This window comes from Nocardia xishanensis NBRC 101358 (assembly GCF_001613365.1).
Taxonomy (GTDB): Bacteria; Actinomycetota; Actinomycetes; order Mycobacteriales; family Mycobacteriaceae; genus Nocardia; species Nocardia xishanensis.
Genome location: NZ_BDCF01000013.1, coordinates 1 through 16,717 on the forward strand (window position 1 = coordinate 1; position 16,717 = coordinate 16,717).

General features: G+C 68.4%; 15 protein-coding genes. 5 read left to right on the forward strand and 10 right to left on the reverse strand.

Going from position 1 to position 16,717, the window contains the following annotated elements:
- Nucleotides 1-615 precede the first annotated feature (615 nt).
- On the forward strand, nt 616-1,422 hold the full coding sequence (locus tag NX1_RS12430) for a hypothetical protein (protein ID WP_157119701.1): 807 nt from the start codon (nt 616-618) through the stop codon (nt 1,420-1,422).
- A gap of 83 nt (nt 1,423-1,505) precedes the next feature.
- Here NX1_RS12430 and NX1_RS12435 read toward each other — a convergent pair whose 3' ends face one another.
- Genes NX1_RS12435 through NX1_RS12450 form a run of 4 tightly spaced genes read right to left on the reverse strand, consistent with a single transcriptional unit; the run spans nt 1,506 to nt 6,242 of the window.
- Complete coding sequence (locus tag NX1_RS12435) at nt 1,506-2,627, reverse strand: amidohydrolase family protein (protein ID WP_068058193.1); 1,122 nt, start codon at nt 2,625-2,627, stop codon at nt 1,506-1,508.
- A gap of 2 nt (nt 2,628-2,629) precedes the next feature.
- Nucleotides 2,630-4,351, reverse strand: a complete 1,722-nt coding sequence (gene mhpA, locus NX1_RS12440) for a bifunctional 3-(3-hydroxy-phenyl)propionate/3-hydroxycinnamic acid hydroxylase MhpA (RefSeq protein WP_068057885.1) — start codon at nt 4,349-4,351, stop codon at nt 2,630-2,632.
- Entirely contained in the window at nt 4,348-5,376 is a 1,029-nt protein-coding gene (locus NX1_RS12445) for a VOC family protein (protein ID WP_245668467.1), read from the reverse strand. Before NX1_RS12445 ends, mhpA begins: the two co-directional genes overlap by 4 nt.
- Nucleotides 5,373-6,242, reverse strand: coding sequence for an alpha/beta fold hydrolase (locus NX1_RS12450; protein WP_245668468.1), 870 nt, complete (start codon nt 6,240-6,242; stop codon nt 5,373-5,375). The genes NX1_RS12445 and NX1_RS12450 overlap by 4 nt, the downstream gene beginning before the upstream one ends.
- Before the next feature lie 204 nt (nt 6,243-6,446).
- Between NX1_RS12450 and NX1_RS12455 the strand changes: the two genes are divergently transcribed.
- Nucleotides 6,447-7,085, forward strand: a complete 639-nt coding sequence (locus NX1_RS12455; protein ID WP_068057887.1) for a TetR/AcrR family transcriptional regulator — start codon at nt 6,447-6,449, stop codon at nt 7,083-7,085.
- 9 nt (nt 7,086-7,094) lie between these two features.
- Here the strand turns inward: NX1_RS12455 and NX1_RS12460 are convergent, their stop codons facing one another.
- Nucleotides 7,095-7,694: a TetR/AcrR family transcriptional regulator gene (locus NX1_RS12460; RefSeq protein ID WP_068057889.1), complete on the reverse strand. Its 600-nt coding sequence runs from the start codon at nt 7,692-7,694 to the stop codon at nt 7,095-7,097.
- Between the two features lie 115 nt (nt 7,695-7,809).
- Here NX1_RS12460 and NX1_RS12465 point away from each other — a divergent pair, with 115 nt between their 5' ends.
- A complete protein-coding gene (locus NX1_RS12465) occupies nt 7,810-8,631 on the forward strand; it encodes an SDR family NAD(P)-dependent oxidoreductase (protein WP_068057891.1) in 822 nt (273 codons plus the stop codon).
- Between the two features lie 141 nt (nt 8,632-8,772).
- Entirely contained in the window at nt 8,773-9,261 is a 489-nt protein-coding gene (locus tag NX1_RS36185) for a hypothetical protein (RefSeq protein WP_157119702.1), read from the forward strand.
- A gap of 116 nt (nt 9,262-9,377) precedes the next feature.
- On the opposite strand, the gene NX1_RS12470 is transcribed toward NX1_RS36185, so the two are convergent.
- From NX1_RS12470 to NX1_RS12480, 3 genes are all read right to left on the reverse strand, one after another.
- A complete protein-coding gene (locus tag NX1_RS12470; RefSeq protein WP_245668469.1) occupies nt 9,378-10,085 on the reverse strand; it encodes a TetR/AcrR family transcriptional regulator in 708 nt (235 codons plus the stop codon).
- 23 nt (nt 10,086-10,108) lie between these two features.
- Nucleotides 10,109-11,335 (reverse strand): cytochrome P450, encoded by a 1,227-nt coding sequence (locus NX1_RS12475; RefSeq protein ID WP_068057895.1) that lies wholly within the window; start codon nt 11,333-11,335, stop codon nt 10,109-10,111.
- Nucleotides 11,336-11,430: 95 nt separating this feature from the next.
- On the reverse strand, nt 11,431-12,093 hold the full coding sequence (locus tag NX1_RS12480) for a TetR/AcrR family transcriptional regulator (protein WP_444980707.1): 663 nt from the start codon (nt 12,091-12,093) through the stop codon (nt 11,431-11,433).
- 80 nt (nt 12,094-12,173) lie between these two features.
- Between NX1_RS12480 and NX1_RS12485 the strand changes: the two genes are divergently transcribed.
- Nucleotides 12,174-13,724 carry a succinic semialdehyde dehydrogenase gene (locus tag NX1_RS12485; protein WP_218024114.1) on the forward strand — a complete coding sequence of 517 codons (1,551 nt, stop codon included), beginning with the start codon at nt 12,174-12,176 and terminating at the stop codon, nt 13,722-13,724.
- 145 nt (nt 13,725-13,869) lie between these two features.
- Here NX1_RS12485 and fadD8 read toward each other — a convergent pair whose 3' ends face one another.
- Both fadD8 and NX1_RS12495 read right to left on the reverse strand, forming a co-directional pair.
- Nucleotides 13,870-15,474 carry a fatty-acid--CoA ligase FadD8 gene (gene fadD8, locus NX1_RS12490; RefSeq protein ID WP_068057899.1) on the reverse strand — a complete coding sequence of 535 codons (1,605 nt, stop codon included), beginning with the start codon at nt 15,472-15,474 and terminating at the stop codon, nt 13,870-13,872.
- 49 nt (nt 15,475-15,523) lie between these two features.
- Nucleotides 15,524-16,714, reverse strand: a complete 1,191-nt coding sequence (locus NX1_RS12495; RefSeq protein WP_068057902.1) for a thiolase C-terminal domain-containing protein — start codon at nt 16,712-16,714, stop codon at nt 15,524-15,526.
- Between the last annotated feature and the right edge of the window lie 3 nt (nt 16,715-16,717).

Genomic DNA, 16,717 nt, shown 5'->3' on the forward strand with positions numbered 1-16,717 from the left:
CCCCCGGTGCCTCCTGTACCTCCGGTGCCGCCGCAGCAACCGGTTCCTCCGAATCCACCTGTGCCTCCGCAGGTTCCCGTGCCGCCGTGGCCAGCGCCACCGGCGCATCCGGTTCCGCCTGTTCCGGAACTGCCTGTGCCGGAGCCGTTCCCGCCTGGTCGGGCGGTTCCGCCTGGGACGCCGGTGGTGCCGCCCTGGCCGGTGCCGCCTGCGCCGGAGCCGTTCCCGCCGGGCCGGCCGGTTCCGCCCGGAGCGCCGGTGCCGCCCTGGCCGGTGCCGCCTGCGCCGGAGTTGCCGCCGAGACCGCCGTTGCCGGACGTCCCGATCCCGCCGAATACGCCGGTGCCTCCTGGACTGCCTGTGCCGCCGCAGGCTCCGGAAATGCCTGTGCCGCCGCATGTTCAGGCACCGTCGTGGCCGGAGCCTCCGGCGTATCCGGTTCCGCACGTGCCGGAACCGCCTTCGCAGGAGCCGTTCCCGTCCGGGAGGCCGGTCTCGCCGGTGCCGCCGACTTCGTGGTTCCCGGAGGCTCCGTCGTGGCCGGAGACAGGCTCGCCGTCGGCGCCGCAGGGGCATCAGGTTCCGCCTGCGCCGCAGCAGTGGCAGACTCCGTCAGTGCCTCGGATGACGGAGATCCCGCAGGTGCCACTGCCGGAAGCTCCCGTGCGGCCGGAATGGCCGACGCCGGGGCAGCCGGGACCGGGTAACGGATTCGGGTCTCCCGGAGGCTCGCCGCTTCAGGATTCGGGCTTCGACCGGCCATCGCCGCCGGAAGGCGGGACTCGCAACGACCACGGCGGCAATGGATTCGGTTCGCCGCGCCAGTTCGAGGACGGGTATCCCAACGCGTCGATGCGACCGGATGCGCCGACGCCGCAGTACGACCCACCGCCGAACGGTTCGCAGGCCGCGATGGGCACGCCGGGCGTGCCCGGCCCTGCCGGTTCGAATGCGCCCGCGCGTCCCTCCCGGTCGCTTCCGCGCGCGTCGATGTTCGGCAACGGGCGCGGCTGGGAGAGCGCGCAACCGCGGCGGAACGCGATCGTCGTCCGGTCGCACACCGGATTCGGCGAGTTCGCCGAAATGGATTTGGGCACAGGTGATCTACGCACGGTGAACAGCGGCCTCGGCCCGGTCGGCGGCGTCTACGGCTCCCTCGGCGAGACCCCGGTCGTGTTCTACCGTGACGGCGCGCAGCTCACACTGCGCGCGGCCGGGCGGACCGTCGACCTCGATGCCACGAACGTAGGCGTCGAATGGCATCGAATCGATGAGCGCACAACACGTTTCGTGCTGACGGTCGGCGGCGACACGGTGTGCGACGTGCGTTACCGCGCGGTGGCGCCCGATCTCGACCTCGGCCTGCTGATCCGAGACGTGCTGTCCGACCCGTCCCGCCGCAGTCGCATCTTCTCCGCATGAGTGCAGGTACACGCGCCGACCGCCGCCCGAGATATCTCGATCGGCCGCGCGAGGCGGCGAGCTCTGCTGTGAACCCTTCAGCGTCAGGCATTCACAGCTTCGGCCAGACGCGGCAGCTGCCGCAGCGGGTTGTGCCGTTCCACCTCCATGCGCTGGTCGGCGTCGAAGATCTCGCTGAGCCCGGGGGCGGGATCATGGTCGCCGGTCTGCGGGAGGGTGGCGGCGCTGAACGGCCAGTCGGAGCCGAACACGATGTGGTCGCGGCTCGTCACGGCGAGCACACTCGCCATCGCCGCGGGGGAGCCGCTCAGCGCTGTGTCGTAGTAGAAGCGCGAGATCTGGTGCTTCATCTCGAGAACGGCGGGTTTGGGCATATCCTGCGGCCACAGCTCGCCGAGCACCGTCTGCGAGGCGACGGCGATGCGATGTGAAAGGAACGGCACGGTCCCGCCCGCGTGGGAGAGCTGGAACCGGATGTCCTGGTAGCGCTGGGTCATGCCGGTGACCATCATCATGGTCGCGGCGCGGGTGGTGTCGAAGGTGAACTCCTCGAGGAAATCCGGAAGGGGGAGTCCGGGTTTCGCGTCGGCGGGGATGGCGGCCGGGTGCACGAAGACGAAGGCGCGGCGCTGATTCAGCGCGATCATCAGCGGTTCGAAGCGCGGATCGCCGAGGTAGACGCCGTCGTAGGCGGAAAGCAGCACCACGCCGTCGAGGCGAAGCGTGTCCAGTGCGTAGATCGCCTCGTCGATGGACGCGGCGATGTCCGGCATCGGCAGTACGGCGAAGGCGCCGAAGCGCGAGCGGTGCGTCCCGAGCAGCTGCGCGGCGTAGTCGTTGCAGTAGCGGGCGAGATCGTTGGCCTCCCGGCCGCGCAGGAACGAGACGCCGGGGTCGGAGACCGACAGCGCCTGCGCCTGAATGCCGTAGTAGTCCATGAAAGCGATGGCCTCGTCCGGCGACCACGTCGGCGTCGGGTAGCCGCCGATGGTGAAGTGGCCGTGCTCGAGCAGCGCCGCGCGATAGTCCGGTGGCAGGAAATGCGCGTGCAGGTCGATGCGATAGGCGCCGCCGGGCGCTGGCTGCCTGCGAGCGGGTGCCGCCGCGGCGCGTGCGTTCGAGAAGCCCGGCGCGGCGAGCGCGGCGACACCGAGCGCGCCCGCGCCACCGAGGACGCGCCGACGGGAGAGGGATGGTTCGGTCACGATCACTGCTTCCTGGTGGGTTCGAGGGCGATGTCGGCAGGCGCTCCGGTGCGCAGACGCAGCCTGCGACCCAATTCCGGTACCAGCGTTGCGGTGTCGCCGTGCCGGGCGATTCCGAAGACGAAGCGGTCGGGCCGCAGGACCAGCACGTCGCCTTGGCGGACACCGCCCTTGGCGAACCAGCACGCCAATTCGCCTGTGTGGTCTTCGACGTCGGCCACCTGGTCGTCGTCTCCCCGCCCGTCGCCGGGCTTGCCCTGGGGACGGCCGCCGAGCGGATAAACCGTGACGAAGTGGCAGTCGAGACGATCCAGCACCGCCAGCTCGTCGGCGGTGCATGCCGCTCGGGGGTCGACGCCGTAGCCGAGCACGGCGAACCCGAGGCCGAGGACGTCGTCGAGGCGGCGATGTCTGCCGTCGTAGGTGCGCACCTCCGGTTGCGGCGCGAGCGTGCCCTCGACCCCGCGCAGCCCGCGCCGTGGCAGACCCAGGTAGGCGTCACGGCGGAACCGAGGTTCAGGTTTCATTTTCGCCCCGCGAATCCAGCCGCCGAGCCCTGGCACGCGCAACGCGGTGGTGAGCGCGATGTCACGGACCCGGGCCGCCACCGGATTGCTGACGGAGACCAGGTTTTTCATCCACACCGACATGGTGATCATCGCCTCGGCGTGCGGGCGGCGCTCGGTTTCGTAGCTGTCCAGGATCGCCGGGTCGGCGCCGTAGCGCAGGATCGCGGCCAACTTCCAGGACAGGTTGTCCGCGTCGCGCACACCGGAATTCATGCCCTGCCCGATGAACTGAGGCGTCATGTGCGCGGCGTCGCCCGCCAGCAGGATGCGCCCGTCGCGCCAGTCGTTCGCGACGACCGCGTTGAACGTGTACACGAGCTTGCGCAGCACCTCGACCTCGTCGGGGTTCACGAACCGCGAGATGTGCGCCCGGACGTTGTCGGGGTCCTCCATCTCGTCCTTGGTCTGGGTCTCGCGGAGCATGAACTCGAAGCGGTGGTGCCCGCCCGGCTGCGGGCAGGACACGATCGGCAGCTCCGGCTCGCAGACGAAGTCGAAATACGGCAGGTGCCGGAACGCGTCCACACCGTCCTTGGCCTTCAGATCCACCACCAGCCAGCGCTCAGGGAAGCTGGTGCCGGTCATGTCGATGCCCAATCGAGTGCGCACCACGCTGCGGCCGCCGTCGCAGCCGACGAGGTACCGCGCGCGCACCCGCTCGGAGGTCCTGCGGTCGGGCTCGGTCTGGAGTTTGCCGTAGCCCGTGCCAGCGGAGGCGGCGTGCTCGACGCCGACCCCCGTCGCGTCCTGGTCGAAGTCGACGACCTCGCGGCCGCGCCGCACGGTGACGTGCGGGAAGCGCTCCAGTGCGCGTTCCAAGGTGTTCTCCAGGTACGGCTGGTAGAGGAAGTTCACCACCGGCCAGCCGAGGGGTCGCTCGACCTGATTGAATTGCGCGAGCAGCTTCCCGTCGGAGCGCACCCACTGAACGGTGGAATCGATATTCATGTCGGCGGCCAATTCATCTGCCGCACCGGCGGTTTGGAAGATCCGCATGCCCTCGTCGTCGGTGTAGACCGCGCGGGCGAGGCCGTAGTACTCCGGTTCCCGCTCCAGCGCCAGCACGCTCACGCCGCGGCGGCCGAGCAGGTTGGCCAGGGTCAGTCCGGTCGGACCCAGACCGACGACCACGACGTCGTAGTCGAACGTGTTCATCGCGACAGTCCTCCAGAGAGTTGCGGCACGGTGATCTCAGGCGTGCGCGCGGTCTCGACCGCGCGACGGAACTGGGCGAACTTGTCCAGCACCGTCTGCCCGACGGTGCTGTGGCCCCAGATGCTGATGCCCTGATAGGTGCTCGGTTCCCAGGTCGACTCGCGCTCCGGCGTGATGACGACCGGATTCCAGCCCACCTCGAGCTCGAAGCCGGACGGTGTCACGCAGTAGTAGGACAGCTCCCGATCGTTGGTGTGCTGGCCCACCGACCATGCCATGCGGAACCCGAGATCGGTGACGCGCTGGAAGGAGGCGAGCATGTCGTCCAAGGTCGCTGACTGAATGTTGATGTGTTGCACTCGCGTTCGGATCGGATCGATCTTCACGCCGCGGATATTGGCGATCGCGATCGAATGGTGGCGCTCGTCGACCCGCAGGAAGCGGATCCTCATCCGCAGCCCCGAGACGTTCTCGTCGATGTAATCGCTCAGGCGCGAATCGAATACGGTGTGGTAGTAGCCGCGCATCGCCTCCGGCTCCCTGGACACGATCGCGACGTGCCCCATGCCCGCCTCGCCGGTGACCCAACCGGAACTCAGCATGCGCAGCGGCTCCGGCGTGGTCACTGCGGTCGTGAAGATTTCGGTGACAATGCCTTTCGGCCCTGGGAAGCGCCAGAGCCGCTCGACCCCGCGCCGGGCCGCCTGCTCGGGCGTACCCTCCTCGATCGGGACGCCGCGGTCGGCGATCCGGGCGACGATCCGGTCGAACGTCTCGTGATCATCGACCTGCCAGCCCAGCGCCGTCACGTCCTCGGCCGGGCCGCGCTCGATCAGGAAGCGACAGGCCCGGTCGTCGAGGCGCAAGCGCAGGGCGTCGGCGTCGAACCGGTCGACGTGCATGCCGATCGCCAAGGCGCCGAATCGATCCCAGTCGGTGAGCCGTTTCGACTCGACCACCACGTAGCCCAGGTGCACCCCGCCGAAGACCGAGCCGTCGGTGTTCGGCCGCAGGAAGCCGGTCACGGCGTCGCCTCCAGAAACGCGGTCGCCAGCCCGTTGAACAGGTCGGCGCGCTCCCACTGCACCCAGTGGCCGGTCCGCGCGGCCATGAACAGATCGCAGTTGGGCATGCGATCGGCCAGCATGCGCCCGCCCTCTGGCCGGTTGACCTGGTCCTCCGCGCCCCAGATCACCAGCGTCGGGTGGGTCACGGCGCCGAGCCTGGCGTCCCGGGTGAAATCCATCCGCCACAGCGTCCGCAGCGCCGTGGGGCCCGACGGCCTGCGCAGCGGCGGGTTCGCGACGACCTCGGGATCCAAGCTGTCCCGGTAACGTTCGTCGATCAGCTCCTCGGTGATCGCGCTGGCGTCGTAGACCAAATGCTCACGCACGAAGGTGGCCAGCTTCTCCCGGCTCGGGCCGTCGCCGCCGTAGTAGGAAAGCAGCGATTGCAAGCCCTTCGTCGGCAGCGCACGCGTGGTGCCGACGCCGCCGGGGCCCATCAGGATCAGCCTGCCGACCTGCTCCGGCCGGTCCATCGCCAGTCGCAGCGCGGCGGCGCCGCCGTAGGAGTTGCCGACCAGGTGCGCGCTCGGCAGGTCGAGCGCGTCGAGCAGTCCGCCGAGCGCGGACGCGAGATCGCCGAACGGATCGGACTGGTCGACCCGCTTGCTGGACCGCCCGTATCCGGGCATGTCGGGGACGATGACCCGGAAACGACGGGCCAGCGCCTCGATGTTGCGCGAGTAGTTCGAGAGTCCGGAAGCGCCGGGTCCGCCGCCGTGCAGCAGCACGACGGCCGGGCCTGCCCCGAACTCGGCGAAGAAGATGTCGCGGCCGCCGACCCGAACCGTCCGCTCGGCGCCGCCCCCCTTCTCGATGCGTGTCACAGCTACCTCCACAGTTAAGATGATGAAATCATCAGTTACGAGGAAATGCTTTGTCAAGAGAAACTGATGAGAGCATCAGGAAAGATGGCAGCCTCAATATGGTCACGGGGCTCGGTGTGGCGCGGCATCGGTGCGGTGCGGAATCGTCTCTGATCGTTTCGTCAGATACGATGCTCAGGTCGTTTCCGAGTGGGAGAAGGGCCGATGACCGCCGAACCCGTAGCGCGCAACCGCATCGACCGGCGCCGTGAGCGCACCCGCAACGCACTGCTCGGCGCGGCGCGCAAGTTCCTCTCGGAGGGACGCTCCGCGGTCAGCATCCAGGAGATCACCGACGCCGCCGACGTCGGGTTCGGCTCCTTCTACAACCATTTCGAGTCCAAGGAGCAGTTGTTCGACGAGGCGGTGCGCTCGGCGCTCCAGGTCTACAGCGAGATGCGCGATGTGATCGTGTCGCTCTACGACGATCCGGCCGAGGTGTTCGCCGTCAGCTTCCGGATGACCGGACGGTTGCAGCGACAGGTTCCCGAGATCGTCCGGGTCGTGCTGAATTCCGGCATGCCGATCATGCTGCGGGACGAGGGGCTCGCGCCGCGCGCCCGCCGCGACATCGTCGCCGCCCAAGAGGCGGGTCGTTTCGAGCCGATGGACCCAGACCTTGCCGTCATGGCGGCGGGTGGGTCGCTGCTCGGTCTGCTGCAACTACTGGACGCCCGGCCTGACGTCGACGCCGACGCGCTCTCCGACGAGATGACCTTTCACGTGCTGCGCATGTTCGGCATGAACAAGCGCGCGGCGCAGAAACTCACCTCGACCGAGCTGCCCGCGCTGCCGCGGATCTGAGGGTGACGGTCAGGGCCGGAAGGCTCTGAGTGTGAGGTCGACGAGGGAGTCGGCGTACTCGGGGGTGAGCGGGCCCGTGCGGTGCAGCCACCGTTGCAAGAGCGGGCCGTACAGCACTTCCAGCACCAGGTCGAGATCGGCGTCCGCGGCGAGCTGACCCGCCCGCTGCGCGCTGCGCAGACGGGCCTTCTTGGCGTCGTCCATGGGACCTGCCAGTCTCTCGCGGTACTGGGCGGCGAGATCCGGGTCGTTGACGATCTCGGTCTGGAGCGCCCGGATCGGCCGTTCGAAATCCGGGTCGGCGAACTCGGCCACCGTCGCGCGCAGCACGAGCTTGAGATCCGCCTCGATATCGCCGGTGTCGGGTAGGGCGAGGCCTTGCCCGTCGGCGTCCTCGCCGAGTGCGAGGAACGAGTCGAAGATGACGGCGCCCTTCGACGGCCACCAGCGGTAGATCGTCTGTTTGCCGACGCCGGCGCGCGCCGCGATGGCCTCGATCGACACCTTCGCGTACCCGACCTCGGAGATCAGCGCGCGGGTGGCCGCGAGGATCGCCTGCCGGGAACGTTCGCTGCGCCGGGAACGATCCGGCTTCTCCGCGCTGGACATGACCCGAGCCTAACAGAGTGACGAGACGCAACGGTTCGTATTGACAAGTGGCCGTCGAGCGCGCAATCTTTAGCGAACCGAGACGTATCGTCTCGCTAACAGAAAGGTGGTTTCCATGACGACCGCACGAGTATGGTTCATCACCGGCGCTTCGCGTGGCCTTGGCAGGGCTTTCACCGAGGCGGCGCTCGCCGCGGGGGACCGCGTTGTGGCTGCCGCGCGCAATATCGAGCCGCTCGCCGCACTGGCCGCCGAATATACGGACGAGCTGTTTCCGTTGTCGCTGGACGTTTCCGATCGCGATGCCGTGTTCGCCGGGGTCGAGCGCGCGATGGCGGTCTTCGGCAGGCTCGACATCGTGGTCAACAACGCGGGCGGACTGCTCTACGGCATGGTGGAGGAGGCCACCGAAGAGCAGATCCGTGCACACTTGGACGTGAATTTCTTCGGCGCCGTCTGGGTGGCGCAGGCCGTGCTCCCACACCTGCGTGCGCAGGGATCCGGCCGCATCCTCCAGGTCACTTCGATGGGCACCAGTGGAGGCATGGCGTCGGTCGGCCTCTACGGCGCGGGCAAGGCGGCGCTGGATTCGGTGAGCGAGGCGCTCGCGAGGGAGGTCGAGCGATTCGGCATCAAGGTGACCATCCTGCAGATGGGCGGCTACGCCACCGAACTGTTCACCGCGGGCATCACCGCGACCGAACCCCTCCCGCAGTACGAGGAACTACGGGCCGAGCTCGCCGAGATGTGGGGCGACGAGGCCGGTCCCGATCCGAGCGCCGCGGCACCCGTGATCATGGAGCTGGCCGCCCTGCCCGACCCGCCCCGGCGTCTCATCGTCGGCGGCAAGTCCTACGACATGGTCCAGGATCTCGACCGGGCGCGCGGCGAGCTGTACCGGGAATGGGAGCAGCTCAGCCGGCTGGCGGCAGGCTGACCACGGCCACGAACCGGCCGCCCAGCACGTCGAGCCTTCGTGCCGGGCTCGCGATGTCCCGGAAGAGCTTGCCTCGGCCTCGGCCGCGTCGTCATGCGCGGCCGGCGAGGCGAGCGGGTACATGACGACGAGCGCCGTGCCGTGACACGAAAAGCGCACCGGCAGTGGGCCATCCAGTCTGGCAAGGCGGCCTGCGAGCGCGCCGCTACCGTCGCGGAACGGCAGAGCGTCGTCCGTCAGCCGAACATTGAGGACGTTGACTCCGGCGAGATAAGCGCGATTGGCGATGGCGCCGTAGGCGTCGGCGAGTCGAGAGGCGTTCGGGAAGAACTCGTTGGCCGCGGTGTCCCACGCCTTGCCCCACTCTTGACCGACCTCGTCATTTCCCGCCATGCCGGCGGCATACAGTTCGACGAGGTGGGCGACCTCTTCGAGCTTCTGTCGGATGACGAAGGACGCGTTGTCGGCCGCGCGCGCGAACTCGAAGTACGGAAACCAGTGGTGGTCGACGATCGCCATCATTCCCCCTTGCGCTGGCGACCAGCTTACCGAGACTGTATTTGTCCTCTATCGTTGCGGCAGTTCGGATCTCAGCTGCGATTGTCGGCGGGTGCGGGCCACGCGACGTAGTGGAAGTTGCCTCGGGGATCGCGTTCGGGGCATGCCCGGCCGAGCGTCTGCTCGAGCCCGGCTGGAGGTCTCGTGTAGCGGCCGGCCTCAGGCGGCGATAGCTTCGAGGACCTACCCTAGGGCAGTTGGGGTCCGGTCAGTCCGATGCTGGCGGCGAGGTCGGCGAGGGTGGCGTCGAAGAGTGCGTCCGGGTCGGTGACGGGCATCGGATAGTTGCCGAAGACCTCGAGGGTGACGTGGCCGTACAAGCGCGCCCACAGCGTCATCATCAGATAGGCCACGCCCAGGTCGAGTTTCTCGGCGGGGAACTTCTGACCCGATTCGGCGAGCATGGCGAGCAGTTCGGTTTGGAAGTCGATCAGATCCTCGCGCAGCGCGCCGGGGATGGTGTCGGTCGACGGGGTCACCAGGTCGTAGGTGGTGAGCAGCCTGCCTGCCGCACCGAGGAAGACGCGGCCGAACGGTTCGTCGAATTGCCGCATCCCGCCGGGATTTTCGCCGTTCGGCGAAGCGAAAACAAGGGTGAACTCGTGCGGGTGGGTGAGGGCCCAGCGCCGGAAGCCCTTGCAGATGGCGAACAGTTGCACCACGCCGTCATCCGGGAGTTCGGCCACCTGCCCGGCGAGATCGTCGGCCAGGTCGACGCAGATGTCCCGGCGCAGCGCCCCGACCAGGTCTTCGCGCGATGCGTAGTAGCGATACAGCGCGGGCGCGGTGATGCCGAGATCGCGCGCGATGGCGCGCAGGGTCAGCGCCTCGGGACCGTGCTCGGCCAGCACCGTCCTGGCCACTCGCCGGATGTCCGCGTCGTTCACGGCGGGCATCCGGCCCCGTCGTGCGGGTTGTGTCATTCGTATGCGACCTGCCAGCTCTTGATGCCGTTCAACCAGCCCGAGCGTAGCCGCACCGGCGCGGAAACCTCGCGCAGGTTCGGCATCACGTCGGCGATGGCGTTGAAGATCAGGTCGAGTTGCAGCCGCGCCAGGTTCGCGCCGACGCAGAAGTGCGTGCCGGTGCCGCCGAAGCCCACATGCGGGTTGGGGTTTCGGGTGATGTCGAATTCGAACGGCTCGACGAAGCGCTCCTCGTCGAAGTTGGCCGAGGCGTAGAAGAGGCCGACGCGCTGACCTTTCCGCACGGCCTGGCCGCCGACCTCGGTGTCCTGCAACGCCGTGCGCTGGAAGGCGATCACCGGCGTCGCCCACCGGACGATCTCGTCGGGCGCGGTGCGCGGCCGCTCCGCCTTGTACAGCTCCCACTGCTCGGGGAAGTCGATGAACGCCTTCATGCCGTGCGTGGTGGCGTTGCGGGTCGTCTCGTTGCCCGCGACGGCCAAAAGGATGACGAACCAGGCGAATTCGTCCGATCCGAGCGCCTCGCCGTCGAGGTCGGCGGTGACCAGCTGGCTGACGATGTCGTCGGCCGGGCACTTGCGGCGCTCCTCGGCGAGATTCCAGGAGTAGCCCATGATCTCGGCGGTGGCCAGCTTGTGGTTGCCGTCGAAATCGGGATCGTCGTAGCCCATCATCTGGTTGGACCAGTCGAACAGCTTGCCGCGGTCGGACTGCGGCACGCCGAGCAGCTCGGCGATGGCCTGCAACGGCAGCTCGCAGGCGACCTGCTGAACGAAGTCGCCGCCGCCGGTCTTCTTGGCCTCGTGGACGATTCGCTCGGCGCGCTCGTGCAGCGCGTCGCGCAGGCTCTGCACGGCGCGCGGCGTGAAGCCGCGCGAGATGATCCGGCGCAGCTTGTCGTGGATGGGCGGATCGGTGTTGACCAGCATGGCGCGCTGGATATCGATCTCGTCGCGGGTGATGTCGCCGTTGAAGCGGATCACCGCGGTGTTGGCGTTGGTGGAGAAGACCTCGGAGTTCTTGGAGATCTCCTTGATGTGGTCGAGCTTGCTCACCACCCAGTAGCCGCCGTCGTCGAATCCGCTGACGCCCGTTGGCTGGTCGACCCACCAGACGGGGGCGGTCCGGCGGAGCTCGGCCCACTCCTCGACGGGAAGCCGGGTGGCGAGCAGATCGGGATCGGTGAAGTCGAAATCGTGCGAGATGGACGGCGCGGACACGGTACCTCCTTTGGAACACGTTCCACAGGAGTGAACCACACCACACTCAATTTGTGAACACCATTTAGTAAATCAGGTTCACTGAACTTTCCGTCTCAGTCCGACGGCGGTCCCGCGAGTATCGCCGTGACCACGTCCACGAGCTCGGTCATCACCTGTTCGGGGCTGAGCTGGATGCCCGAGATGGCCAGCAGGTCTTGGGTTTGATGCACGTCGCCGAGGACCTGGAAGGTCAATGTCATGGCCTGCGCTAGGCGGAACCGGAGGGTGGGGCGGGGCAGGTCGGGGAAGGCGCGGCCGAGCAGGGTCATGAAGCGGACGGCCTGATCGGAAAATCCCTCGGCGACAGTCGACAGCGCCGGATGGCCGCTGCCGAGAATGCCCGCGATGAACTTGACCCACGATCCGCCCTCGCCGGTCGCCATCTCCCACACGGGCAGCACGAACGCCTCGGCCAAGCCGCGAGCGGTGACAGCGCCCGAGTGCTCGACGTCGTCGAGCAGGGCGGCGCGCCGGGCCGCGACCGCATCGCTCCGCTGCCGGATCAACGCCTCGATCAGGGCTTCCTTGGAGCCGAAATGATAATGCACCGCAGCGACATTCGCGCCGGCGGCGGACATCACCGCGCGCAGCGACACCGCGTCGATGCCGCGTTCGGCGAACAGTCGCTCGGCGGCCAGCACCAGGCGCCGGTCGGTCGGCATGGCTAGTTCTTCTTCGCTGATCCGAAGCTCGGCACGGTCCGCTGCGCTGGTCACCTGCTGCATTGTAATCACCGTTCGCCCAGCGTAAGCGCAATCTCTATCAACTGATGCAATCACTTGATAGAGTGCGAGTCGTGACCACGCCGACCGTTGCAGCCCACGACCTCGCGGCACTGACCAGCCTGGTGACGGGCGATCCGTCCGACACCGTTCCGGTGGCCGAGGTCTTCACCGGAACGGTTGTGGCGGACCTGCCGCAGTCCTCGCCCGGCGACGTCGCCGCGGCATTCGCCCGTGCCCGCGCCGCCCAGGCCGAATGGGCGCGCCTTCCGGTGCGGCGTCGCCTCGCGGTGTTCGAACGCTTCCACCGCCTGGTCCTGGAGAACCATCGGACGATCACCGACTTGATCCAGATCGAGACGGGCAAGGCGCGCCGGATGGCCTTCGAGGAGCTGTGCGATATCCCGATGGTCATCAGCCACTACCTGAAGCGCGCGCCGCGGCTGCTGCGACCGGTGCGGCATCCCGGCGCCATCCCGCTGGTCAGCTCGTCGACCGAGATTCGCAAGCCACGCGGGGTCGTCGGCGTGATCGCGCCGTGGAACTTCCCGTTCGCCATCGGCTACTGCGACGCCATCCCGGCGCTGATGGCCGGGAACGGAATCGTGCTCAAACCCGACAATCGCACCCCGCTCAGCCCGGCGTTCGGGCTGCGGCTGCTGCTCGAGGCCGGGCTGCCAGAGGGGCTGGTTCAGCTGGTCTGCGGCGAGGGTCCTGCGGTGGGTCCCGCCGTGGTGGACGGCGCCGATTTCGTGATGTTCACCGGCTCCGAGGCGACCGGGCGGCTGGTGGCGAAACAGGCGGGGGAGCGCCTCGTCGAATCGTGTCTGGAACTGGGCGGCAAGAATCCGATGATCGTGCTGGCCGACGCGGACGTGCCGGCGGCGGCGCACAGCGCGATCGACGGGGTCTTCGCGAACACCGGTCAGCTGTGCCTGCACATCGAGCGCATCTATGTGCACGAATCGGTGTATCCCGCGTTCCGGGACGAGTTCACCGCGCGGGTCGCGGCGCTGCGGGTCGGGCCCGGCTACGACTTCGATGCCGACATGGGCGCCGTGATCTCGGCCGATCAGTGCGCTCGCGTCGCGGCGCAGGTCGAGCAAGCCGAGTCCGCTGGAGCTCGGGTGCTCACCGGCGGCCGGGCACTGCCGGAACTGGGGCCGACCTTCTACGCGCCGACAGTGCTGGAGGCCGTCACCGCGGAGATGGACGTCTTCGGCGCGGAGACCTTCGGCCCCGTCGTCGCGCTGTATCCGTTCACTACCGTCGACGAGGTAGTCCAGCTCGCGAACGATACGCGCTACGGGCTGAGTGCGAGCGTGTGGGGCCGCGACTTGCCCGCGGCGCGCGCGGTCGGTGCGCGCCTCGCCGCCGGACACGTGAACGTCAACGACTGCGCGGCGCTCGCCTACGCCGGAAAGAGCGCGCCCTCCGGAGGTTTCAAGGCGTCGGGGATGGGTGTGCGCAACGGAGACCAGGGACTGTTGAAGTTCACCGAGGCGACCAACGTGGCCACGCTGAAGCGCCAGGTGCTCGGACCGAAGCCGGGACAGCCGTACGATGCGTACCTCGACCGAACCCTCACGACGCTGTCGCTGCTGCGCCGCTTCCGCATACGCTGACCGCGAAATCGAGTCGTACGGCCGTGGCTCACCCATCGGGGAACCGGGGACGCGGCGAAGGAGACGCCGTTGGTGCCGCAGTCGCGGCAACTGTGGGCAAATGCGCGAAACCGGCTGAGCCTCAGCCGGTTCCGTTACATATCCGTCAAAGTCCGAGTCGGTCGGCCGCCAGTTCGCGCACGGCCTTCTTGTCGGGTTTGCCGAGGCCGGTGAGCGGCAGCTCGTCGATGACGAGGACGTGCTTGGGCACCTGGACCGAGCCCTTGCGCTGCCGGACGCTCTCCTGGATCTCGGCGGTCACCGTCTCGACGGCGGTCGAATCGCCCTGCGCGGCAGGATCGAGCACGACGACGGCGGTCACCGCCTCCCCCCAGCGCGGGTCGGGCACGCCGACGACCGCGACCTGCGAGACCGAGGGGTGTTCAGCGACAACGTCTTCGACTTCGCGCGGAAAGACGTTGAAACCGCCGGTGACCACCATGTCCTTGCTGCGCCCGACGATGTGCAGGAAGCCGTCCTCGTCCGCGCGGGCGAGATCACCGGTGCGCAGCCAGCCGTCGCGGAAGGTCTCCGCGGTCGCCTCCGGCTTGTTCAGGTAACCGGCGGCGACCAGCGGTCCGGAGACGCAGATTTCGCCGACCTCGCCGGGCGCGACCGCCTTGTCGTCGCCGTCGAGCAGCGCGACGCGCAGCGCCGCCGATGGGCGTCCGCAGGAGGTGAGGCGTTGCGAATCGTGTTCGCGTTTACCGAGATAGCTGATCGCCATCGGCGCTTCGGACTGCCCGAAGTACTGCGCGAAGATCGGCCCGAAGCGCTCGATCGCCTGCGTCAACCGGGTCGGGTCGATGGCCGAGGCGCCGTAGTACACCGTCTCCAGCGACGACAGGTCGCGGGTCGCGAGATCCGGGTGGTCGAGCAGCGCGTAGAGCATCGACGGAACCAGCATGGTCGCGGTGATCCGGTGCTCCTCGATGGCGCGCAGCACCTCGCCCGGTTCGAAGCGGGGGACCACGACGCACTGCCCGCCGAGCAGGACCACGGGGAGGAAGAAGGCGGCGCCCGCGTGCGAAAGCGGCGTGCAGATCAGGAACTTCGGTCGTTGCGGCCATTCCCATTCCGACAGCTGGATCTGGGTCATCGTCGCCATGGTGAGCGCGGATCCGATGACGCCCTTGGGCTTTCCGGTCGTGCCGCCGGTGTAGCTGATCGAGATCACCGCGTCCGGCGGCAGGTCGGTGGCCTCGATCGGCTCCGGATCGACCGCCGCGGCGGCCGCCGTCAGATCGATGCCGACGTCGGCGAGCTCCGGCGGCACCGCGCCGAGCACGAGGACGCGGTTCAGTCGCGGCACCTTGTCGATCAGTTCGCGGGCGCGCTGCACGAAAGCGGGCACCGGATCGAGCACCAGGGTGGTGATGCCCGCGTCGTCCAGCACGTAGGCGTGGTCGTCGAGCCCGCCCATCGGATGCAGCGCGGTGCGCCGATAGCCGCGGACCTGCCCCGCGGCGATGGTGAACAGCACCTCGGGCCGATTGAGAGCCAGCACGCCGACGGGCGTGCCGGTGTCGACGCCGTTGGCCGCGAACGCGGCCGCGTAGCGGCTGATCGCATCGAGCACGTCGGCGCCGGTGAGGACGGTCTCGCCGAGGGTCAGCACCGGATCGTGCCGGTGCCTGCGGAGCCCGGCCACCAGGCTGTGGCCGTTGTGCACCGGCAGTCGCAGGTGAGTGTCGGGATCGATTGTCGTCATTGGTGTTTCAGCTCCGAGGGCTCGTCGTTGACCAGATGTCCTGCGCGGTTCAGGCCGGACCGGCGTAGAGGGTGACGACGCAGGCGCCACCGAGACCGAGGTTGTGCGCCAAGGCGATCCGCGCGTCCGGTACTTGCCGCTCGTCCGCGAGTCCGCGCAAGTGCCAGGAGAGTTCGGCCGTTTGCGCCAGCCCGGTGGCGCCGAGTGGGTGTCCCTTGGAGATCAGTCCGCCGGACGGGTTGACCACCCATTGGCCGCCGTAGGTGGTGGCGCCGGATTCGACCAGCGGGCCCGATTCGCCCTCCCCGCACAGGCCGAGCGCCTCGTAGGTGATGAGTTCGTTGATCGAGAAGCAGTCGTGCAGTTCGATCACGTCGACGTCGTCGATGGTGATCCCCGCGGCATCGAGGGCGCGCCGGGACGCGGTGCGGGTCATCGGGGCTCCGACGACATCGATCATCGACGCGGTGGAGAACGCGGTCTCGCCATCGGTGACCAGTTCCTGCGCGAGGATCTCCACGGCCTGCCCCGCGAGCCCGAGTTCGCGCACCACGTCCTCGCTCACCAGCACGGCCGCCGCCGCACCGTCCGACATGGGCGAGCACTGCGAGCGGGTCAGCGGACCGTGCACGGGCACGTCGCCGAGAACCTGCTCTAGCGTGTAGGCATTCTGGAACTGCGCCAAAGGATTTCGCGTCGAGTGCGCGTGATTCTTCACCGCGACGGCGGCCAGTTGCTCTGGCGTCGTGCCGTAGCGCTTGCTGTGCTCCACCGCCGCGTTGCCGAAGAACTGCGTGGTCATCGGCGCGCGGCCGAAGTCGTACTGCGCGGCCATGACTCGCAGGTGCGCGTCTACGGTAGTGGTCTTCGGCGGCGTCGCGGGCCCGGCCATCGCCTCCTTGGTCATCTGCTCGAACCCGACGGCCAGCGCCACGTCCGCGAGACCCGCGCCGATCCATTCGCGCGCCAGCATCAGCGCGGTGGATCCGGTGGCGCAGTTGTTGTTGACGTTGACCACCGGAATGCCGGTCAGCCCGACGTCGTACAGTGCGCGCTGCCCCGCCGCGGAGGGCTGGAACACATACCCGACGGCGGCACGCTGCACCCGGTCGTAACCTAGGCCCGCATCGCCGAGCGCGTCGCGCACCGCCGCACCGACCATTTCCGGATAGGTCCATTCCTTGGACCCGATCTTGACGAACGGCGTCATGCCGACGCCGACGACGAACACCCGTCGCATCTT

Bases quoted from the DNA above. Each gene is read 5' to 3' on its own strand.
- NX1_RS12465 (WP_068057891.1), top strand. From the start codon at position 7,810: ATGACGACCGCACGAGTATGGTTCATCACCGGCGCTTCGCGTGGCCTT.
- fadD8 (WP_068057899.1), bottom strand. From the start codon at position 15,474: ATGACGACAATCGATCCCGACACTCACCTGCGACTGCCGGTGCACAAC.
- NX1_RS12455 (WP_068057887.1), top strand. From the start codon at position 6,447: ATGACCGCCGAACCCGTAGCGCGCAACCGCATCGACCGGCGCCGTGAG.
- NX1_RS12460 (WP_068057889.1), bottom strand. From the start codon at position 7,694: ATGTCCAGCGCGGAGAAGCCGGATCGTTCCCGGCGCAGCGAACGTTCC.
- NX1_RS12470 (WP_245668469.1), bottom strand. From the start codon at position 10,085: ATGCCCGCCGTGAACGACGCGGACATCCGGCGAGTGGCCAGGACGGTG.
- mhpA (WP_068057885.1), bottom strand. From the start codon at position 4,351: ATGAACACGTTCGACTACGACGTCGTGGTCGTCGGTCTGGGTCCGACC.
- NX1_RS12495 (WP_068057902.1), bottom strand. From the start codon at position 16,714: ATGCGACGGGTGTTCGTCGTCGGCGTCGGCATGACGCCGTTCGTCAAG.